Raw genomic sequence first — 19,162 nt, 5'->3', positions numbered from 1 at the left:
GGCCCGGACACTCGTCCGGGCCCCGCGCGTCGTGTCGCGGCGGGTCAGCCGATCACGGCTTGCGCGTCTCGGTGGCCGGTCAGCCGATCACGGCCTGCGCGTCGATCTCGACCAGCATCGGCTCCTGCGGCAGCTCGACGAAGATCGTGGTGCGGCAGGGCTTCACGCCGCCCGGCGCGATGTTCTCCTCGATGAACGCGGCGTAGACCTCGTTCATCAGCGGGAAGTCGGCCCGCTTGGTCAGGTAGACGCGGAACATCACCACGTCCTCGATGGTGGCGCCGCCGGCCTCCACGATCGCCTTGACGTTCTCCAGCGTGCGGCGGGTCTGTGCCTTCACGTCGCCGTGGTGCAGGTACTCGCCGGTGGCCGGGTCCTGCGGGCCCTGGCCGGAGACCTGGAGGATGGGGCCCTTGCGGACGCCCTGGGAGAACATCCAGGCCGGGGCGGGGGCGCCGTCGGTGCGGATCTCGGTCTTGTCGCTCTGGTCGCTCATGGGCTTCCTCGGTTGGTGGTGGCGGTTCGGCAGGTCCGGGGCCGGCGGGGCCGGCCGGTTCGGCGGGTCAGCCGGTCTGGGGAGCCTGGGGGTTCTGCCCGCAGTCGGCGGAGACGGCGCGGGCGGTGGCGAGCAGCTGGGGCAGCAGCTCCAGCACCTGTTCGTAGGGGAGGACGACGTCGGGGACGGAGATCGAGGCGGCGGCGACGACGCGTCCGCTGGCGTCCCGGATCGGCGCCGCCACGCAGTTGATGAAGGCCTCGTGCTCGGCGTGGTCCTGCGCCCAGCCCTGGGCCGCGACCTTCTCCAGCTCGGCGAGCAGCGCCTCGGGAGTGGTCAGGGTGCGGGCGGTGTGCGGGGTGAAGTCGATGCCGGCCACCACCCGGCGCCGCTCGGGCACCGGCAGGTCGGCGAGCAGCACCTTGGAGACGGCGGCGCTGTGCAGGGCGGCCCGCAGGCCGATCCGCGAGTACATCCTGACCGGGTGGCGCGAGTCGTACTTGTCGATGTAGACGACCTCCCCGCCCTCGTACGCGGCCAGGTGCACGGTCTGGCCGGTGGCGGCGTTCAGCTCGGCCAGGTGCGGCGCGGCGATCCGGCGGACGCCGCGCTGCTCCAGGGCGAGGCCGGAGAGGGCGAAGAGGCCGGCGCCGAGGTGGTAGCGGTAGGCCGGGTCGCGGTAGACGAATCGTTCCTCTTCGAGGCTCTGGAGCAGCCGCAGCACCGTGGTCTTGTGCACGCCGAGCACCTCGGCGAGCTGGTCCAGCGAGCGCTCGCCCTCGCCGAGCTCGGCGAGGATGCGCAGGGCGCGGGTGACGGTCTGGCTCATCGTGCTCCAAGGGCCGGGGAGGCGGCCGGTCGAGGGTCGGTGACACCGCCCCCGGCCACCGGCGCCGCCGTCGCGGACGGGACCGGCCGGGGCGGCGCCGCCGCGGGCAGTACGGGGGACACGATGCCATCCGCGGAGACCCGGGTGGCGGCCCACTCCCGGGGGGAGGCGTTCAGCAGTGCGGCGACCACCGGCTCGGGGGGCAGTTCGGCCTGGTCCCCGTGGGCGGTCAGCGCGCAGGCGGCGCTGAGGTGGCCGAGCCGCAGCCGGCGGCGCTGGTCCAGGCCGCGGACGGTGGCCGCGAGGTAGCCGGCCGCGAAGGCGTCGCCCGCGCCGGTGGCCTCGACCACCTCGACGGCGAGGGCCGGTTCGGTGACGGCCGCGCCGTCCCGCTCCAGCGCGGTGACCGTCCGTGCGGCGTCCTTGACCACCACGGTGGCGGGGGAGGGGAACCGGCGGCGCAGCGCCAGCGGGTCGCCGGTGCCGAAGGCGGCCTCGCCCTCATCGGCGCCGAGCAGCAGCAGATCGGCCGCGTCCAGCAGCGGGGGCAGGACGGCCGGGTCGCGGTCCAGCCAGAGCGCGGGGCGCCAGTTCAGGTCGAAGCTGGTCAGCCGGCCGGGGCGGCGGTCGGCGAGCAGGGCGCGCAGCAGGGCCAGGCAGTCGTCGGACAGGGCCGCGGTGATGCCGGACAGGTGCAGCAGCCGGGCACCGGCGAGCAGGCGGACGGCGGCCGGGTCGTCCAACAGGGCGGGCGAGAGCGCGGCGGCGGCCGAGCCGCGCCGGTGGTAGTGCAGCCGGCTGCGCCCGGGACCGAGGTCGTGCCGGGCACCGGTGGAGCCGCCGACCTCCTTGAGGTAGAGGCCGGTCGGGCGGTGCGGGTCGACGGCGACCGCCGAGACGTCCACCCCGCGGGCGGCGACCTCGCCGACCAGGCGGCGGCCGAAGCCGTCGTCGCCCACCCGGCTGATCCAGGCGCTCGACACGCCGAGCGCCGCCAGGGCGCCCGCCACGTTGGACTCGGCGCCGCCGACCGAGAGGTGGAAGTTCTCCACCGCCTCCAGCGGGCCCGGCCGGTCCGGCAGCAGGACAGCCATCGACTCGCCCACGCAGACCGCCGTCGGGGTCCCGGGCGTCGGGCGCGTCGCCGCTCCGCCGTGGGCCACCGGGCCGTCGTGCGCCGAAGGTCCGCCCGGTGCCGCCGCCGGGCCCGGCTCCGCCCGGCCGGCCGCCGTCGGGCTGTCGAGCGGCGGGGTGCCCGAGCTCACGGCGGCGTCCTGTCGGGGCATCTGGTGGGCTCCTCGTGTGCTGCGGCTGACCGTTTCCGTTGACCTTCGTCCGGCGCCGATGCTAGAACCGTGATGCCAGCATGTGCAACCCTCGTTGCACATGTTGCAACACGTAAGGAGAATACGGTGGACCAGACCTTCGTAAGCAGCGGCACCGGACCGGGCATCGACACCGGCGCGGTCGCGTCCCTCGCCGACGAGGTGCTCGACTGGCGCTTCAAGGCGCTGCCGCCCGCCGCGTGGGGGTCGACCGTGCGGGACTACCTCGCCACCGGGCCCACCCTCGCCGGCTTCGGCACCCCGCTGCTCACCCTGGACGCCGCCGCGCTCGACCACAATGTGCGGACGATGGCCGACTGGTGCGCCAAGGCGGGCGTCGCCCTCGCCCCGCACGGCAAGACCACGATGGCGCCCGCGCTCTGGCAGGCCCAGCTGGACGCCGGCAGCCACGGCATCACCCTGGCCAACCTCCCGCAGGTCCGGGTGGCGCGGGCGTTCGGCGTCCGGCGGATCCTGCTCGCCAACACCCTGCTCGACCCGGCCGGGCTCGGCTGGCTCGCCGGTGAGCTGGCCGCCGACCCGTCGTTCGCCTTCGTCTCCTGGGTGGACTCCACCGAGAGCGTCCGGCTGATGGACGAGGCGCTGCGCGCGGCCGGCGCCGAACGACCGGTCGAGGTCCTGGTCGAGCTCGGCGGCCCCGGCGGGCGGACCGGCGCCCGCGGGGTCGACGCGGCCGTCGAGGTCGCCGCCGCGGTGCTGCGCGCGCCGACGCTGCGACTGGCGGGGATCGGCGGCTACGAGGGCGCACTGGCCCACGACGCCGGCGCCGACGGCCTGGCCACCGTCCGCGGCTACCTGCGCGCCCTCGCCGACCTGCACGGACGGCTGGCCGGCGGCTACGCCGACGGTGCCCCGCCGATCGTCACGGCCGGTGGCAGCGCCTACTTCGACCTGGTGGTCGAAGAGCTGGCCGCACTGCCGGAGGCCTCGGTGGTCCTGCGCTCGGGCGCCTACATCGCCCACGACGACGGCTTCTACCGGGGGATCTCCCCGCTGGCCCGGGGGGCCGGTCCGACGCCCTTCCGGGGCGCTCTGCACGGCTGGGCCCGGGTGGTCTCCCGGCCGGAGCCGCAACTGGCCCTGCTCGACGCGGGCAAGCGCGACCTGCCCTTCGACGAGGGCCTGCCGGAGCCCCAACTCGTCCGGGGCGGACCGGTGCTGACCGGCACGGCGGCCCGGATCACCGCGCTCAACGACCAGCACGCCTTCCTGCGGGACGCCGGCGACCTCGCGCCGGTCGGCGCGGTACTGCGGCTCGGGGTGTCCCACCCCTGCACCGCCTTCGACAAGTGGACGATGATCCCGGTGCTGGACGACGCCTCCGCGGCCGACCCCAAGGTCACCGGCCTGATCAGGACGTACTTCTGATGGAGCCTCAGTCTCCGGTCGATGACCTCGTCTTCAAGGGGGCCACCGTCGTCGACGGCACCGGCGCCGACCGGTACCGGGCCGACGTGCGGATCGGGCAGGGGCGGATCACCGAGCTCGGGCACGGGCTCGGCGGCGCCCGCGAAGTGGACGCCGACGGCCTGGTACTGGCCCCCGGCTTCATCGACATGCACGCCCACTCCGACCTGGCCCTGCTGCTCGAACCCGACCACCCGGCCAAGGTCACCCAGGGCGTCACCTGCGAAGTCCTCGGCCAGGACGGCCTCTCCTACGCCCCGGTCGACGACGGCACGCTGCCCGCGCTGCGCCGCCAGATCGCCGGGTGGAACGGCGATCCGGAGGGCTTCGACTGGGACTGGCGCACCGTCGGCGAGTACCTGGACCGGCTGGACCGGACCGGGCCGGCCGTCAACGCCTGCTACCTCGTCCCGCACGGCTCGCTGCGGATGCTGGCCATGGGGTGGGAGAACCGGGCTCCGAGCGCCCGGGAGCTCGACCGGATGCGCGAACTGCTGGCCCAGGGCCTGGCCGAAGGCGCCGTCGGCCTCTCCAGCGGCCTGACCTACACGCCCGGGATGTACGCCGACACCGCCGAACTGGTCGCCCTCTGCCGGGTCGTCGCCGAGTGCGGCGGATTCCACGCACCGCACCAACGTTCCTACGGAGCTGGGGCGTTGGAGGGCTACGCCGAGATGGTGGAGATCGCCCGCCGGTCCGGCTGCCCGCTGCACCTGACCCACGCCACGATGAACTTCGGCGTGAACCAGGGGCGGGCGGGCGAACTGCTCGACCTCGTCGACCGGGCACTCGCCGACGGCATCGACCTCACCCTGGACAGCTACCCCTACCTGCCCGGCTCCACCACACTGGCCGCCCTGCTGCCCGGCTGGGCCACCGAGGGCGGCCCGCAGGCCACCCTGGCCCGGCTCGGTGAGGCGGACGCGTGCGAGCGGATCCGGTACGAGGTGGAGGTGAAGGGCAGCGACGGCTGCCACGGGGTGGTCACCGACTGGGCGACCATCCAGCTCTCCGGCGTCCGGAACCAGGAGCTGGCGGGGGCCGTCGGCCGGACCGTCGCCGAGCTGGCCGCCGAGCAGGGCCGTAGCGGGACGGAGGTCTTCCTCGACCTGCTGCGCCGGGACGAGCTGGCCACCACCATCCTCCAGCACGTCGGCCACGAGGAGAACGTCCGGGCGATCATGCGGCATCGCGCGCACACCGCCGGCAGCGACGGCCTGTTGGTCGGGGCCCGGCCGCACCCGCGGGCCTGGGGTACCTTCCCCCGCTATCTCGCTTACTACAGCCGGGAGTTGGGCGTCCTGACCCTGGAGCAGGCGATCGCCCGGATGACCGGCCGGCCCGCCGCCCGGCTGCGGCTGGACCGGCGCGGCCGGATCGCCCCCGGATTCCACGCCGACCTGGTGCTCCTCGACCCCGAACGCGTCCAGGACACCGCCACCTTCGAACAGCCCCGGCGGCCCGCCGCCGGGATCGAGCACGTCTACGTCAACGGCACCGCCGTCGTCCAGCAGGGCCGCACCACGGGCGCCCGGCCCGGGCGCGCCCTGCGCCGAACCGATCGAGGAACCCGAGCCGCATGAGCCCTTCGCCCTTCGTCTCCGATGCCGTTTCCGTGACGGCTGCCGCGGCCGCTTCCGGTCCCGCGGCCGCTTCCGTCCTCGCGGCCGCGCGTGCCGCGCTGGCCGCCGATCCGGTGATCGCCGTCGTCCGTGCCCCCCGGATACCCGACGCCGCCGCGCTCTGCGCCGCGCTCGCCGAGGGCGGCATCACCTGGACCGAATTCACCTACACCACACCTGGTGTGACGGATCATCTGCTCAGTGCGGCGCAGGCCGGCCACCGGGTCGGGGTCGGTACGGTGCTGACCGCCGAGCAGGCCGAGCGCGGCATCGCCGCCGGCGCGTCCTTCCTGGTCACACCCGGCTGCCGGCCCGAGGTGGCCCGGGTCGGGCACGCCGCCGGGGTACCGGTCGTGCTGGGCGCGCTGACCCCCACCGAGGTCGCGCAGGCCGTCGACCTCGGCGCCGCGGCCGTCAAGATCTTCCCGGCCCGGACCTTCGGGCCCGGCTACTTCAAGGACCTCCGCGGTCCCTACCCGGACGTCCCGCTGGTCGCCTCCGGCGGCGTCAACGCGGGCAACGCGGCGGAGTTCCTGGCACAGGGCGCGCTCGCGGTCTGCGCGGGGACGGACGTGGTGGCGCCGGAGGCCGTCGCGGCCGGGGACTGGGCCGAGATCGCCCGGCGGGCGCGGGTGTTCACCCGGGCCTGCGCCGTGGGAGGCCGGTAGGCGCGGCGCGGCGGGGCCGGGTCGCCGGGGAAGGCCCGGGCCCCGGGGGAGCGGTGCCGGAGGGGGGCTGTCGGGACGGCCGGGATTGGACGAGAATCGGTGGTTCCGGACCCCGGCACCCGGTAGGAGGATCCACCCCATGACCTCGACCCGCCCCGGCCCCGACTGGCTGGCCGACGCCGTCCTGTACCAGATCTACCCGCAGACCTTCGCCGACTCCGACGGCGACGGCATCGGGGACTTCGCGGGCATCGCCGCCCGCCTGGACCACCTGGCCTGGCTCGGGGTCGACACGGTCTGGCTGAACCCGTGCTTCGCCTCGCCGTTCCGGGACGCCGGGTACGACGTGAGCGACTACCTCACGCCCGCGCCCCGGTACGGCTCCACCGAGGACCTGGCCGCGCTGGTCGAGGCGGCGCGCGGCCGGGGCATCCGGATCCTGCTCGACCTGGTCGCCGGTCACACCTCCGACCGGCACCCCTGGTTCCTCGCCGCCGCCGAGGACCGGGACGACGACCGCTACATCTGGTCGGACCGGCCGGTCGACGGTTTCGTCGCCTCGCCCGGCAGCCGCCCCGGCTGGTACCGGCCGAACTTCTTCGACTGCCAGCCGGCGCTCAACTTCGGCTACGCGCAGAGCCGTTCCGACCAGCCCTGGCGACAGCCGGTGGACGCCGACGGTCCGCGCGCGAACCGCGCCGCGCTGCGCGGGATCATGGCGCACTGGCTGGAGCTCGGCCTGGCCGGGTTCCGCGTCGACATGGCCTCCTCGCTGGTCAAGGACGACCCCGGGTTCGTCGAGACCTCCAAGCTCTGGACCGAGCTGCGCGACTGGCTCGACCGCGCCCACCCGCAGGCCGCGCTGCTCGCCGAGTGGGGCGACCCGGCCGCCGCCGTCGGGGCCGGTTTCCACGCCGACTTCTTCCTCCAGTTCGGCGGCGCCGACCACGGCCTGCCGCTCCGCTCGCTGTGGAACAACGGCACCGGCACGGTCGAGGAGTACTGGAAGCAGGGCCCCTGCTACTTCGAGGCCGAGGGCCGCGGCACCCCGCGGGTCTTCCTCGACGCCTGGCGCAGCGCCGCCCAACTCACCGAGGGCGCCGGGTACATCGCGCTGCCCACCGCGAACCACGACTTCTCCCGGCTCGCCACCGGCCCGCGGACCGCCGAACAGCTCGCCCCCGCCTTCGCCTTCCAGCTCACCTGGCCCACCCTGCCGGCGGTCTACTACGGCGACGAGATCGGCATGCGCTATCTTCCCGGCCTGCCCGACGTGGAGGGCAGCACGCTTGGTCCGCGGTACAACCGGGCTGGCTCGCGCACGCCGATGCAGTGGGAGCCCGGGGCGAACGCGGGCTTCTCCACCGCTCCCGCCTAGCGCCTCTACCTGCCGGTCGACCCCGACCCGCACCGCCCGGACGTGGCCACGCAGCGCGCCGACCCGACCTCGCTGCTGCACACCGTCCGGCGCCTGATCGCGCTTCGGCGGGCCCATCCGGGTCTGGGGGCGGGCGGTGCGGTCGAGGTCCGCGGCGACGGCTACCCGCTGGTGTACATCCGGGCGGGGCGGTACCTGGTGGTGGTCAATCCGCGGCGGGAGCCGGGCGTGGTGCCGCTCGGGTCGGCGCTGCCGGGCGGCCCGGGCGGTGCGGTCCGGTCGGGTGGCGCGGGTGGTCCGGTCGCGGTGCGGCCGCTGGACGTGCAGGGGGTGCGGGTGGTCGACCGAGAGCTGCGGGCGGACGGGTTCTCGTACGGGGTGTTCGAGCTGGTCTGAGCCGGGCGGGCCGCGCGGGGGTGGGTCCGGGCTTTCGCTCGTCCTCGAAATGGTTGTACACTGCATCCAGATGGTTGCATTTACCATCTTCTATGCCCGGCAACGGAGGACGAGACGAACGCCATGAGTGCACCCCAGACCACCGCCGCGGCGCCCACCCCGGGGCACGCGCTCAAGCACCTCGCCGTCCACCTGCTCACCCCGCTGCTGATGTGCCTGGGCATGGCGCTCGCCTACCAGGGGGCGTTCCACCAGCCCGAGCCGCACCACCTGAAGGTCGCCGTCGTCGGCACCTCCCCGCAGGCGCAGGGCCTGGCGGACGCCGTCCGGGCCAAGGCCGGCCCGGCGCTCGACGTCAGCACCCTGGCGACCAGGGACGCCGCCGAGCAGCAGCTGCGCGACCGCGACCTGGTCGGCGCGTTCCTCCCGGACGCCCGGAGCCCCGAACTGATCGTCGCCAAGGGCGGGTCCGACACCTCCGCGATGGCGGCGGAGGCGGTGTTCCGGAACGTCACCGACCAGCAGGGCGTGCCGCTGGCCGTCACCGACCTCGCCACGCCCGGCAAGGGCGACCCGACCGGCCAGGGCCTGTTCTTCCTGCTGGTCGCGCTCAGCATCGGCTCCTACGCGAGCGTCGCGGTGATCGGCGCGGCCGGCGCCGCCCTCGGCATGCGGACCCGGGCCCTGGTCGGCCTCGCCGTCTCGCTGGCGGTGAGCGTGATCGGCATCGGCACCGCCGGGCCGGTCTTCCACGTCGTGGACCACGACCTGGCGGCCGTCTGGGCGCTCGGCTGGCTGTACTCGGCGGGTGTCCTCGCGATCGGCATCGGCCTGCACAGCTTCCTGAAGCGGTGGACCACGCTGACGATGATGGTGCTCTTCGTGATGCTGAACTTCACCACCTCGGGCGGCGTCTACCGGCCCGAGCTGCAGAGCGGCTTCTTCGGTGCCCTGCACGCCTTCTGGACCGGCGCCGGATTCCTGGAGGGCGCCCGCAGCGTCCTGTACTTCGACGGCGGCGCCGGGCTCGGCGGGCACGTGCTGACCCTGGCGCTCTGGCTGGCGCTGGGCGGTGCGGTGATGGTCGGCGCGGCGGCGTACGAGAAGCGCGGCCGGTCGGCGGTCGAGGCGGAGGCGGAGGCCGAGGAGGAGATGGCGGAGGCGGTCGCGGTCTGACCGTGACGCTGGAAGGCTTCACCCGCCGCCACGGGCATCGGCGCCGGGTGGGGATCGGCGGCCCGCGCCCGGCCCCGGACAGGCCGCACGCGGGCCGCAGCGCTGCGCCTCGGGGGTGGGGCGGCGTGGTCAGGAGCGGCGTGGTTCGGGGCGGCGTGGTCCGGGCGGGCTGGTGAAGCAGCAGTCGCCGCAGACGCCGGTGCCCGGGCCGACCCGGTAGTAGAGGCAGCAACTGGTGCGCCGGAAGCCGGTGCCGCGCAGCTCGCCGGTGTCGGCCAGCGGTGGCCGGCGGAGTACCGCCGCGACGAGGGCGCGGGCCCGGCCGGGGGCCGCGTGGGCGTCGAGCATGCGCAGGGCCCCCGCCAGGGCGGAGGCGGCATTGCCGTCGAGCAGTCTGCCGGAGAGCGGCACGGCGGCCCGGACGGCGGCCGCGAGCAGCGTCAACTGGCCCTGGACGAGCACGTGGTGGAGCCGGTCGGCCAGCTGCTCGTCGCTCGCGCGGGGGCCGGTCGGAGCCGGAGCGGGCGGCTGCGGGGGGTGGGGTGCGTCGTGGTGCGGCGCTCGGTGGTCCGGTGTCCCGCCGTGGGGCGTTCCGTCGTGGGGTGTCGCTTCGTGGGGTGTCGCTTCGTGCGGTGTCGCCTCGTGCGGTGTCCAGAGGTCGATCGGGCCCTGCTCCGGGACGCGCACGTAGGCGCGGTCGGGGTCCAGTGCGGGGACGGTGCCCAGCAGGACTGCGGCGCCGAGGCCCACCGAGCAGAACCGGGCGGCGAGCCCGAGGTGCAGGATCGAGGCCGCCACCCGGGGTTCGGCGGTGCCGAGCCGGTGGGCCACCACCCGGACCCGCTGGGCCAGCGGCGAGCGGGGCCCGGGCGCGTACAGCTCGCGCAGCGGGCGGAATCCCGGAGGGGCGGCCTCGGCGGGCGAGGCGCCGGAGTCCAGGGCGAAGTACGGTCCGACGGCGGAGAGTCGGCGATAGTCGGGCGTGCCGGTGGTCATCGGCCGACCGCCCGGGCGACCGGCGGGCACGGGGTCGGCCGGCGGAGCCCCGGGCTGCCTGCGGGCGGGCGGTCGTCGGTCATCGGGCGGTCCTCCGGGGCGGGCCGTGGGGGCGTCGGCCCGGGACGGTCGAGTGGCCGGTATCGGCGGTGACGAACGCTACCGCGCCACGGGCGCCCGAGTCCTGGCCCCCGAGCCGTGGTCCCGGAGTCGTGGTCCCGGAGTCGTGGCCCCCGCCGCCGGGCGCGCCGAACCTGCGGTCGCCGGGCGTGCGGAACCTGCGAGGAGGGGGATGGCCTCCGGACGTCGCGTCCTCCGGCCTCATAGTTCGATCGTCGACCGAGGTACCAGCGGCAGACCCTGATCCGTCTCGATCTGTCGCCACTGCCTCCTGCGGTCGAACTCCCACAGCTCCTCGCAGGTCCACCTCCATGATGCGCCTCCCACGCCCCGGGCACCAGGGCTTTTCCCCATGAATCGGGGCAATCTACCCGGCTCCGGGGCAGGTCGGGCGCACCCGCGGCGACGTGGGCGGGCACCTGGGGGCGGCTGCCGTGCGCTACCGCAGCGCGTCCTTGCGCAGGAACCGCTTCAGGCGTTGCCACGGCCAGGTGTTGATCACGTCCTCGGCGGTCAGCCAGGCCCGCTGCGCGGTGCCGACGCCGTACCTCGGGTACGCCAGCTGCGGGGTGGAGTGGGCGTCGCTGTCGATCGAGAAGCGGACCCCGTGGCGCTTCGCCCGCAGCACGTCCTCGTCGCGCAGGTCGAGGCGGTTCGGTGAGCTGTTGATCTCGATCGCGGTGCCGGTCCGGGCGGCGGCCCGGAACACGGCGTCGAGGTCGACGTCGATCGGCCCGCGCCGGCCGATCCGCCGGGTGGTGAGGTGGCCGATGACGTGCACGTGCGGGTTCTCGCAGGCGCGGATCAGCCGGCGGGTCTGGGCGGCGCGGTCGGCCCCGAAGTGCGAGTGGACGGAGGCGACGCAGACGTCGAAACCGGCCAGGAACTCGGCGGGCCAGTCCACGCCGCCGTCCGGGCCGATGTTCAGCTCGGTGCCGTGCAGCAGCCGCATCCGCCGGTGCCGGCCCGCCAGTTCGCGCAGTCGCTCGCGCTGGGCGAGCATCTTCTCGTCCGTCATCCGCTGCATCACCAGGTCCGGCGCGTGGTCGGTGACGGCGTAGTACGCGTAACCGCGGGCGGCCGCCGTGTCGATCATCTCCTCCAGGCTCGCCAGCCCGTCGGTGAGATCGGTGTGGGTGTGCAGGTCGCCGCGCAGGTCCGCCTCGGTGACCAGCACCGGGAGTTCGCCCTCCAGGGCGGCCTCGATCTCGCCGCGGTCCTCGCGCATCGGCGGCGCGATCCAGGGCAGCCCGAGCGCCGCGTAGACCTCCTCCTCGGTCGCCGAGACCACCTTGTCGCCGCTCTCCGCGTCGAACAGGCCGTACTCGGAGAGCTTGAGCCCGGCCCGGACGGCCATCGTGCGGAGCCTGATGTTGTGCGCCTTGGAGCCGGTGAAGTACACCAGCGCCGCTCCCCAGTCCTCCTCCGGCACCACCCGCAGGTCGACCTGGAGCCCCTTGGCGGTGCGGACCGAGGTCTTGGTCGGCCCACGGGCGATCACCTCGGCCACCGAGGGGAGTCCGGCGAGCGCGGCCATCAGCGGCGTGGAGTCCTCGGCGGTGGCGAGCACGTCGATGTCGCCGACCGTCTCGCGCATCCGGCGCAGCGAACCCGCGTACGCGCAGCGGGTGCAGCCCGGGACGGCCGCGATCGCGGCGACGATCTGCTCGGCCTGTTCGGTGGCCGCGTCGAGCAGCGTCCGCCCGCCGGCCTGCCGCATCAGCTCGATGCCGCGCAGGATCTGCTCGCCGCTGCGCTCGCCGAACCCGGCGACGGTGCTCAGCCGGTCCGCGCGGATGGCCTCGGCGAGCTGGTCGACGGAGGCGATGTCGAGGTCGCGGTAGAGGGCGAGCGCGCGTTTGGGCCCGACACCGGGAACGGCCGTCATGGCGCGGACCCCGGCCGGGATGGCCGCGCGCAGCGTCTCCAGCGCGTCCATCCGGCCGGTGGCGAGGTACTGGGCGATCTTGTCGGCGGTGGACTTCCCGACGCCGGGGATCTTCTGGAGGCCCTTGGCGTCCAGCCCGGCGATGTCCTCCGGGTGGCCGCCCACCGCACGGGCGGCCTTCTCGTAGGCGCGGGCCCGGAAGGCGTCCCCGCCGGTGATCGAGATCAGGTCGGCGTACTCCTGGAGCAGCTCCTGGACCTGGTTGTTGAGCCGGGTCATGGGGTCAGTCTAGGTTCGGCGGCCGGATCGGGCAGGGGGTGCGGCTCGGTGGCCTCGGGGCGTGCGGGCGCGCGTCGGGGCGTGCGGGCCGGGCCGGTGCGCTCGGGCGGCGCCCTGCGGGCGGTGGCGACCGGACCCCCGTCGGTCGACGGGTTCATTCCCGGTCGGTCGGCGGGGTACTGTGCCCGGTTCGTGCCCGGGAGCCGGATTGTCACCCGTGCGGCCCGGGCGCAGGCTTGGCGGAGGACCCGGAGCGCGGCCGACTCCGGTCCGCCGTTCGGCCGGCGGCGACGATCGGTGAGGTACGAGGGGCAGGGCGATGGCACGCGGAAAGCTCTGGGGCTATGTCGCGTCGGGCGCCCGGGCGCTCGGCGGGTTCGGTGCGTTCGGCGCCGCCGCCGGGGGTGGCCGGGGCGGTGGTCCGGGCGCGGGCGAGGACGGTACCGGGGAGAAGGCGGGGTTCGGACCCGCGGACGGCTTCGGGCGGCCGCCGGCCGGGGTGATGGCCGGGCCCCGCGAACTCAGCCGCCCGGAGCTGGAGCGGGTGCGGTGGACGGACCGGGCGGAGGGGTGCGGTCCGCGGGCGCCGCACGTCCAGGTGGCCGACGTGGTCCAGCGGGTCCTGCGCGGGGGCGGCCGCGCGGGGCAGGTGGCGGTCCGAATACCGGCCGGCCTGCCGGTGGTGGTCGCGGACGCCCGGCGGCTGGAGTCGGCGCTGGCGGGGTTGGTCGATCACGCGATCAGGCGCAGCCCGTGGGGGGCCAGGGTGCTGGTGCGCGCCGATGTGGTGGACGCCGGTGCGGTGGACCCCGGCGTGCGGGACTTCGGTGTGCGGGACGCCCCGCGGGCGCGGGCGGTGGCCGGGGGTGCTGCGGGGCTCGCGGGCGCGGCGGGTGCCGGCGCCGGCCGGGCCCGGGTGGAGCTCAGGGTGGTGGACCGCGGGCAGAGCGAGCTGCCGGAGGCCCGGCAGTGGCTGCTCGCCGGCCTGCGCTCCGCCGGTGCGGCCGGCCCGGCGGTGGACGGCCTGGTCCGTGCGGCGGGCGGGCGGCTGGTGGTGGAGCAGACTCCGGGCGGCGGCCTCACCGTGGTGCTGGTCCTGTCGGTCGCCCGCGAGTGAGGCGGGGCGCCGCGGACGTGCCGTGACGGTCGGGCGGGGGTGCCGGAAAGTCGTCCGGGAGAACCGCAAAGACTTCTTCGCAAAAACCCTTTGCGAAGAAGTCTTTGCGGTCCTAGGCTGCTGCCATGACCGAAGAGAAGCGGTGGCCGCACAGTCCCGACCCGCAGCGGGACGTCGTGCTCGATGCCAAGGGCCTGCGGGCACTGGCCCATCCTGTCCGCGTGCAGCTGATCGGGCTGCTGCGCCGCGGCGGGCCGTCCACCGCGACCAGGCTGGCCGAGCAGATGGGGTTGACGTCGGGCGCGACGAGCTACCACCTGCGGCAGCTGGCGGCGGCGGGGTTCGTCGAGGAGGACTCCGAGCGCGGCAACGCCCGCGAGCGGTGGTGGCGGGCGGTCCACCAGCTCACCGTGTGGTCGGACATGGAGCTGGCGGACGAGGAGCCGGAGGCGGCCCTCGGCTACCTGCGGTCCATCGTCGCCGCGCACACGCTGCTCGCCCAGCGCGCGCTGAACGGGTACGAGACCATGCCGCGGGCCTGGCGCCACATCCTCAACCTCAGCGACATGGCGGTCCTGCTCACTCCCGAGGAGGCCCGCGCCATGACGGAGGAGCTGGCCGCCGTCGTCGGCCGCTACCGGCAGTTCGACGCGGCGGACGCCCCGGCCGGCGCCGAGCGGATCGGGGTGGTCCTCCAGGTGCTGCCCGAGCCCCGAGGGGGCGCCGACCAGGACGACGCCGGACAGGACGGCGCCGATCAGGACGGCGTCGATCAGGGCGGGGCCGGGCGCGGCGGCGGGGAGACGGCGCCTGCGGCGGGCGGGCCCGAGGGTTCGGTCGAGGACTCCGGGGGGCGGCCATGACCGCGTCCACCGCCGTCGAGGCGGTCGCCGCCCCGCGCAGCCTCCGGTCCCTGGTCGGCGTGCTGTCGGCGATGGCCGTCTCGCTCACCGGTACCCGGGTCTCGGCCATCGCCCTGCCCTGGTTCGTCCTCGCCACCACCGGCAGCGCCACCATGACCGGCGTGGTGGCCTTCGTCGAGATGACGCCGTACGTGCTGGTCAAGGCGTTCACGGGCCCGGTGATCGACCGGCTGGGCCCGCGCGTCGTCTCCTGGACGACGGACACGGTGAGTGCCGTCGCGGCGGCCCTGGTGCCGTTGCTGCACGGGCTTGGCCTGCTGCCGTTCTGGCTGCTGCTGGTCCTGGTCGCGACGGTCGGCGCGGTGCGCGGCCCGGGGGACTTGGCCAAGGAGGTGATGGTCCCCGAGGCGGCCGACCACGCCCGGGTGCCGCTGGAGCGCGCTACCGGGCTGTCCGGGGTCACCGAGCGGCTGGCCTCGACGATCGGCCCGGCGGTGGGCGGCGGGCTGGTGGCGCTGCTCGGTCCGATGGCCGGGCTGACGCTGAACGCGGTCGCCTTCGGGCTGGGTGCGCTGGTCGTGCTGGTGGTGCTGCCCCGGGGGATGGGCCGGGGTGCCATCGCACCGACCATAACGAAGTCCGCGCGGGCCGCCGATTCCGCCGATTCCGTCGAGTCCGCGCAGTCCGCGCGGGCCGCCGAGTCCGCGCAGCCGACGCGGGCCGACGAGCCGGCCGGCTACTGGCAGATGTTCCGGGAGGGCTTCACCTTCCTGCGCGGCGAGCCGCTGCTGCTCACCGTGATCGTCATGATCGCGGTGACCAACCTGCTGGACGCGGGCTTCATGACCGTCCTGGTGCCGCTCTGGGCGCAGCAGTCCGGGGGTGGCCCCGCGGCCATCGGGTTGACCGGCAGCGCCTGGGGGATCGCGGCGGTGACGGGGAGCCTGATAGCGGCGGCCGTCGCCCATCGGCTTCCGCGCCGGGTGGTGTTCTTCGCGGGCTTCCTGCTCTGCGGAGCACCGAGGTTCCTGGTCCTCGCCCTGGACGCGCCGATCGGTGTGGTGCTGGCGGTCTTCGCGGTCGGCGGCTTCGGTTCCGGCTTCCTCAACCCGATCCTCGGTGCGGTGACGTTCGAGCGGGTGCCGCGCCACCTGCTGGGCCGCGTCGGAGCCCTCGGCGACTCGCTGGCCTGGGCCGGCATCCCCCTCGGCGGTCTTCTCGCCGGCGCGGCCGTCGCCCTGTCCGGCCTGATACCCGTGCTGCTGGTGGGCGGTGGGCTGTACTTCGCCACCACCTCGCTGGCGGCCCTGCGGCCCGAGTGGCGGGAGATGGACCGCCTGCGGGGTCGCGGGCCGGCGGCCGACCCCCATGAGCCCGAACGGTCGGCGCCGCCGGTGCCGTCGCCGACCGGCGCCGCGGAGTCGGGCGCCGGGGCGGACCGGCACCTCCTCTCGGTGGCCGGGGCCAAGGCCGACGGCTGAGTCGGTCGTGCCCGACGGCAGGCCGGCCGAGCGGTTCCGGCGGCCGCCGCCGGTCGTGCCGCGCGGTCGTGCCCGTGGTTCGCGTCACCGGCTCGTGCCACGGGCTCGCGTCACCGGCTCGCGTCACCGGTTCGTACTACCGGTTCGTGACGCCCGCTCGTGCCACCGGCTCGTTCCTCCGGCCGGTGACGGCAGGTACCGGTCGGTCGGGGCGACGGCCTGCGGTGTGCGCCCTCCACGCTCGAAGCGCGCCCTTCGTGCTCCGTTCCGGCAGTGAACTGTCTGGGCGTCAACTGGACTGCTGACCTACCATGTTGGTGGGCGAAGGGCGGGGGTGCGGGGTGGCGAACGGGGGCTCGGGGTCCGGGCGGCGGCTGGAGGGCGCGATCGCCTGGGCGCTCAGGAACTCGGACGGTGTCGTCGCCTTCTGCGGCGCGCTGACCGTCGGGTTGCTCGACATGTTCGGGGGAGTGCTCGGTGACAACGTCGTGTCGGGTGCCACGCTCCTGGTGCTCGCCGCGGTGGTCTACGGGTCGCTGGCCGAGCGCAAGCGCCGGATCGCCGACATCCGGGAGGCCACGGCCGGCGCGCGGCAGGCGCTGGACAGTCTGACCTCGGTGCGCGAGCTGGCCGGTATGGATCTCGAACGGGCCCTGGAGGGAGCCCGGCAGGACACCGACCGGTGGGTCTTCAAGGGCGGCACCGGTACCTATCTGCGGGCCGTGACCCTGCCCGAGTGCGTGCGGGAGGCGCAGCGCAGGCGCCGTTCGCTCACCGTCAAGATCGATATCGTGCACCCGGGGGACGAGCGGGCCTGTGCCGCCTATTCGCGGTTCCGCGAGACGTTCAGCAGCCGGCGGGACTCCGTCGCGCAGGACGGCTGGAGCGTCGAGCGCACCCGCAAGGAGTCGTACGCCACCGTGCTCGCCGCCTCGTGGTACCGGCAGCGGCTCGACACCCTGGAGATCGACGTCCACCTGTCGTCCGTCGTCCCGACGCTGCGCTTCGACCTCTCCGCGTCCTGTCTGATCATCACTCAGGACGATCCGCGGCGGGTCAGCCTCTACGTCGAGCGCGGGCGTCCGCTCTACGACTACTACGTCACCGAGCTGCACCACTACCGGGAGCAGGCGCTCAAGCTCGACCTGCGGGACACCGAGCCGCTCAGCGAGGACCCCACCGTCGACGAGGCACGGCGGCTCTTCGAGCAGCTCGGCATCCCCTTGCCGGCGGCCCTCTCGGACCGCGACGTCGGCGACATCATCGACAGGGCGCTGCACGCGGAGAACCCCTACCGCAGGTAGCCGCCGGAGGCGGGAGACGATGGACCTCTTCACGAGACTCGACCGGGCCGCCGGGCGGACCGGGGCCGCGGCCGAACCGGGTGAGCCGGACAGACCGGCCGGTCAGGACAGCCGGGCAGGCCGGGACGGCCGGGCTGGCCGGGGCAGCCGGGCAGATCAGCACAGCCGGGGTGGCCCGGGCGCGCCGTCCGGACCAGGCCTGCCCGACGAACCGGGCGGCCTCGACGGGCTGGTCGGCGGGATCCTGGCGGAGATCGCCTCGGGCAGCAGGCCCCTGCGCGCGGTGGCCCACCCGCTCGGCTTCTACTGCCTGCCGGTCCTGCGGGAGGGCGCGTGCGGGGTCTGCGTGCACGTCTTCGGGCCGGTCGCGCCCGGTCTGCGCCGGGCGGCGCACCCGCCCCCGCGACCGGCGGCGCACCCGCCCGCGCCTCCGCCGGAGATCCACTGCCACAGCTGGGAGTTGAAGAGCAGCGTGCTCTACGGGCGGGTCGGCAACCTGAGGGTCCGGGTGCTGGACGAGCCGCGGCGGCCGACGCACCGCGCCTTCGAGGTGTACAGCCGCGCGGGTGCGGACGAGATCCGGCCGACCCCGCGACTGGTGCGCTGGGAGCCGGTGGTGGAGCAGCGCAGCGCGCGCGGAGAGACGTACACCCTGGCGGCCGGCGAGTTCCACACCACCCTCCTCACCGGGGCCGCGTCGGCGGCGACGGTGGTGCTGGGGCGGTCCGTGCCCGGATCGGTGGACGTCGTGCTGGGGCCCGTCGACGGTCCGGCCCGCCGGGTGGTGCGCCGGCTCTGCGACGCCGACCAGACGGCTCGGATCGCCGGAGAGGCAGCGAGGAGGATCAGTGGACCCGATCAGGCAGCGTGACGGCGCCCCGGCGTTCCCGTTCGCGTTCGAGTGCCGTGTGGCGGTGCGGGCCGCCGAGGAGGCGGGGGCGCTGCTGAGCGCCCGGTTCCAGGACGCCTTCGGGGTCTGCACGAAGGGCGAGGACGGCGATGTGGTCACCGAACTCGACCTCCAGGCCGAGGCCCTGGTCACCAGCCGGCTCGCGGAATCCTTCCCGGGCGACCGGATCGTCGCCGAGGAGGGCGGTGCGACAGCGGGCGGTGCCGGCGGTGCGGCGTCGGGCCGCACCTGGCTGGTGGATCCGCTCGACGGCAGCAACAACGTGGTGATCGGGCTGCCGGCCTATGTGGTCGGCATCGCGCTCTGCGTGGACGAGGAGCCGGTCGTGGGGGTCGTGCACGACCCCGTGATCGGCCGGACGTGGTGGGCCGTCCACGGCGCCGGTGCCTTCGGCCCGCAGGGACGGCTCTGCGGTACGGCGGGTGCGGCCCGTTCGGCGCGTGCGGTCGCCGCGGCCCGGCCGGTGGTCGCCTGGACCCAGGGGCACGGCATCGCGACCGACGACCGGCTGCTCCGGGCGCTGAAGTCGGAGCTGGAGGCCGGCTCCCAGCGGCTGCTGCAGCTGTGGGCGCCGCTGCTGGCCTGGTCGATGCTGGCCCGGGGCGACATCGACGGCTTCGTCGGCTACCTGCCGGAGGAGATCGACCTGCCCGCCGGGTACCTGCTCGCGGCGGAGGCGGGTGTGGTGGTCCGCGGGTTGGACGGCGGCCGGTTCAGCGGGCGGATCGGCCGGCCGGACACCGCGCGGAGCTTCGTCGCGGGCCGACCGGAGGCGCTGCCCTACCTGTTCGACCTGGTGGCCCGGGCCGCCTCGGCCGCCGGGCACGGCTGAGGCAACGGGCGGCGGAGTCGAGCCTCCCCGCCCCGTGCACCTTCGGCCATCCCC

General features: G+C 75.1%; 15 protein-coding genes and 1 pseudogene. 11 read left to right on the top strand and 5 right to left on the bottom strand.

Features of this window, described 5'->3' with window-relative positions; translation table 11 throughout:
- Window positions 1–79 precede the first annotated feature (79 nt).
- From ACFWA9_RS22130 to ACFWA9_RS22120, 3 genes are all read right to left on the bottom strand, one after another.
- Complete coding sequence (locus ACFWA9_RS22130; protein ID WP_329490901.1) at window positions 80–496, bottom strand: RidA family protein; 417 nt, start codon at window positions 494–496, stop codon at window positions 80–82.
- 67 nt (window positions 497–563) lie between these two features.
- Complete coding sequence (locus tag ACFWA9_RS22125; protein ID WP_329490902.1) at window positions 564–1,325, bottom strand: IclR family transcriptional regulator; 762 nt, start codon at window positions 1,323–1,325, stop codon at window positions 564–566.
- Complete coding sequence (locus ACFWA9_RS22120) at window positions 1,322–2,611, bottom strand: sugar kinase (RefSeq protein WP_380389138.1); 1,290 nt, start codon at window positions 2,609–2,611, stop codon at window positions 1,322–1,324. The genes ACFWA9_RS22125 and ACFWA9_RS22120 overlap by 4 nt, the downstream gene beginning before the upstream one ends.
- Window positions 2,612–2,737: 126 nt before the next feature.
- On the opposite strand from ACFWA9_RS22120, the gene ACFWA9_RS22115 reads away from it, so the two are divergent.
- From ACFWA9_RS22115 to ACFWA9_RS22095, 5 genes and pseudogenes are all read left to right on the top strand, one after another.
- On the top strand, window positions 2,738–4,039 hold the full coding sequence (locus tag ACFWA9_RS22115; RefSeq protein WP_380389136.1) for an alanine racemase: 1,302 nt from the start codon (window positions 2,738–2,740) through the stop codon (window positions 4,037–4,039).
- Window positions 4,039–5,661: an amidohydrolase family protein gene (locus tag ACFWA9_RS22110; RefSeq protein WP_380389134.1), complete on the top strand. Its 1,623-nt coding sequence runs from the start codon at window positions 4,039–4,041 to the stop codon at window positions 5,659–5,661. Before ACFWA9_RS22115 ends, ACFWA9_RS22110 begins: the two co-directional genes overlap by 1 nt.
- On the top strand, window positions 5,658–6,368 hold the full coding sequence (locus ACFWA9_RS22105; RefSeq protein WP_380389132.1) for a bifunctional 4-hydroxy-2-oxoglutarate aldolase/2-dehydro-3-deoxy-phosphogluconate aldolase: 711 nt from the start codon (window positions 5,658–5,660) through the stop codon (window positions 6,366–6,368). The genes ACFWA9_RS22110 and ACFWA9_RS22105 overlap by 4 nt, the downstream gene beginning before the upstream one ends.
- A gap of 139 nt (window positions 6,369–6,507) precedes the next feature.
- Window positions 6,508–8,142 (top strand): annotated as a pseudogene (locus tag ACFWA9_RS22100) (alpha-amylase family glycosyl hydrolase).
- A 123-nt stretch (window positions 8,143–8,265) separates the two neighbouring features.
- On the top strand, window positions 8,266–9,318 hold the full coding sequence (locus tag ACFWA9_RS22095; protein ID WP_380389130.1) for a hypothetical protein: 1,053 nt from the start codon (window positions 8,266–8,268) through the stop codon (window positions 9,316–9,318).
- 129 nt (window positions 9,319–9,447) lie between these two features.
- On the opposite strand, the gene ACFWA9_RS22090 is transcribed toward ACFWA9_RS22095, so the two are convergent.
- Window positions 9,448–10,314, bottom strand: coding sequence for a (2Fe-2S)-binding protein (locus tag ACFWA9_RS22090; RefSeq protein WP_380389128.1), 867 nt, complete (start codon window positions 10,312–10,314; stop codon window positions 9,448–9,450).
- Between the two features lie 559 nt (window positions 10,315–10,873).
- The gene (gene polX, locus ACFWA9_RS22085; protein ID WP_380389126.1) at window positions 10,874–12,601 is read right to left on the bottom strand and encodes a DNA polymerase/3'-5' exonuclease PolX; all 1,728 of its coding nucleotides are present in this window, start codon (window positions 12,599–12,601) and stop codon (window positions 10,874–10,876) included.
- Window positions 12,602–12,920: 319 nt separating this feature from the next.
- On the opposite strand from polX, the gene ACFWA9_RS22080 reads away from it, so the two are divergent.
- The 6 genes from ACFWA9_RS22080 to ACFWA9_RS22055 all read left to right on the top strand — a co-directional run bounded on the left by ACFWA9_RS22080 (window position 12,921) and on the right by ACFWA9_RS22055 (window position 19,108).
- A complete protein-coding gene (locus tag ACFWA9_RS22080) occupies window positions 12,921–13,718 on the top strand; it encodes a hypothetical protein (RefSeq protein ID WP_380389124.1) in 798 nt (265 codons plus the stop codon).
- Between the two features lie 125 nt (window positions 13,719–13,843).
- Window positions 13,844–14,581, top strand: a complete 738-nt coding sequence (locus tag ACFWA9_RS22075) for an ArsR/SmtB family transcription factor (protein ID WP_380389122.1) — start codon at window positions 13,844–13,846, stop codon at window positions 14,579–14,581.
- The gene (locus ACFWA9_RS22070) at window positions 14,578–16,062 is read left to right on the top strand and encodes an MFS transporter (RefSeq protein WP_380389120.1); all 1,485 of its coding nucleotides are present in this window, start codon (window positions 14,578–14,580) and stop codon (window positions 16,060–16,062) included. The genes ACFWA9_RS22075 and ACFWA9_RS22070 overlap by 4 nt, the downstream gene beginning before the upstream one ends.
- Window positions 16,063–16,403: 341 nt before the next feature.
- Complete coding sequence (locus ACFWA9_RS22065) at window positions 16,404–17,366, top strand: hypothetical protein (RefSeq protein ID WP_359835965.1); 963 nt, start codon at window positions 16,404–16,406, stop codon at window positions 17,364–17,366.
- Window positions 17,367–17,385: 19 nt separating this feature from the next.
- Complete coding sequence (locus tag ACFWA9_RS22060; RefSeq protein ID WP_380389118.1) at window positions 17,386–18,237, top strand: hypothetical protein; 852 nt, start codon at window positions 17,386–17,388, stop codon at window positions 18,235–18,237.
- Window positions 18,215–19,108, top strand: coding sequence for an inositol monophosphatase family protein (locus ACFWA9_RS22055; protein WP_380389116.1), 894 nt, complete (start codon window positions 18,215–18,217; stop codon window positions 19,106–19,108). The genes ACFWA9_RS22060 and ACFWA9_RS22055 overlap by 23 nt, the downstream gene beginning before the upstream one ends.
- The last annotated feature ends 54 nt before the right edge of the window (window positions 19,109–19,162 follow it).

Origin of the sequence: Kitasatospora sp. NPDC059973 (assembly GCF_042737525.1) — a bacterium.
Classification (GTDB): Bacteria; Actinomycetota; Actinomycetes; order Streptomycetales; family Streptomycetaceae; genus Kitasatospora.
Note: the sequence above shows the minus strand (reverse complement) of the source record. Positions and strands in the feature narration are given on the sequence as shown.

Bases quoted from the DNA above. Each gene is read 5' to 3' on its own strand.
- ACFWA9_RS22105 (WP_380389132.1), top strand. From the start codon at position 5,658: ATGAGCCCTTCGCCCTTCGTCTCCGATGCCGTTTCCGTGACGGCTGCC.
- ACFWA9_RS22095 (WP_380389130.1), top strand. From the start codon at position 8,266: ATGAGTGCACCCCAGACCACCGCCGCGGCGCCCACCCCGGGGCACGCG.
- ACFWA9_RS22130 (WP_329490901.1), bottom strand. From the start codon at position 496: ATGAGCGACCAGAGCGACAAGACCGAGATCCGCACCGACGGCGCCCCC.
- ACFWA9_RS22075 (WP_380389122.1), top strand. From the start codon at position 13,844: ATGACCGAAGAGAAGCGGTGGCCGCACAGTCCCGACCCGCAGCGGGAC.
- ACFWA9_RS22090 (WP_380389128.1), bottom strand. From the start codon at position 10,314: ATGACCACCGGCACGCCCGACTATCGCCGACTCTCCGCCGTCGGACCG.
- ACFWA9_RS22120 (WP_380389138.1), bottom strand. From the start codon at position 2,611: ATGCCCCGACAGGACGCCGCCGTGAGCTCGGGCACCCCGCCGCTCGAC.
- ACFWA9_RS22060 (WP_380389118.1), top strand. From the start codon at position 17,386: ATGGACCTCTTCACGAGACTCGACCGGGCCGCCGGGCGGACCGGGGCC.
- ACFWA9_RS22080 (WP_380389124.1), top strand. From the start codon at position 12,921: ATGGCACGCGGAAAGCTCTGGGGCTATGTCGCGTCGGGCGCCCGGGCG.
- polX (WP_380389126.1), bottom strand. From the start codon at position 12,601: ATGACCCGGCTCAACAACCAGGTCCAGGAGCTGCTCCAGGAGTACGCC.
- ACFWA9_RS22110 (WP_380389134.1), top strand. From the start codon at position 4,039: ATGGAGCCTCAGTCTCCGGTCGATGACCTCGTCTTCAAGGGGGCCACC.
- ACFWA9_RS22125 (WP_329490902.1), bottom strand. From the start codon at position 1,325: ATGAGCCAGACCGTCACCCGCGCCCTGCGCATCCTCGCCGAGCTCGGC.
- ACFWA9_RS22070 (WP_380389120.1), top strand. From the start codon at position 14,578: ATGACCGCGTCCACCGCCGTCGAGGCGGTCGCCGCCCCGCGCAGCCTC.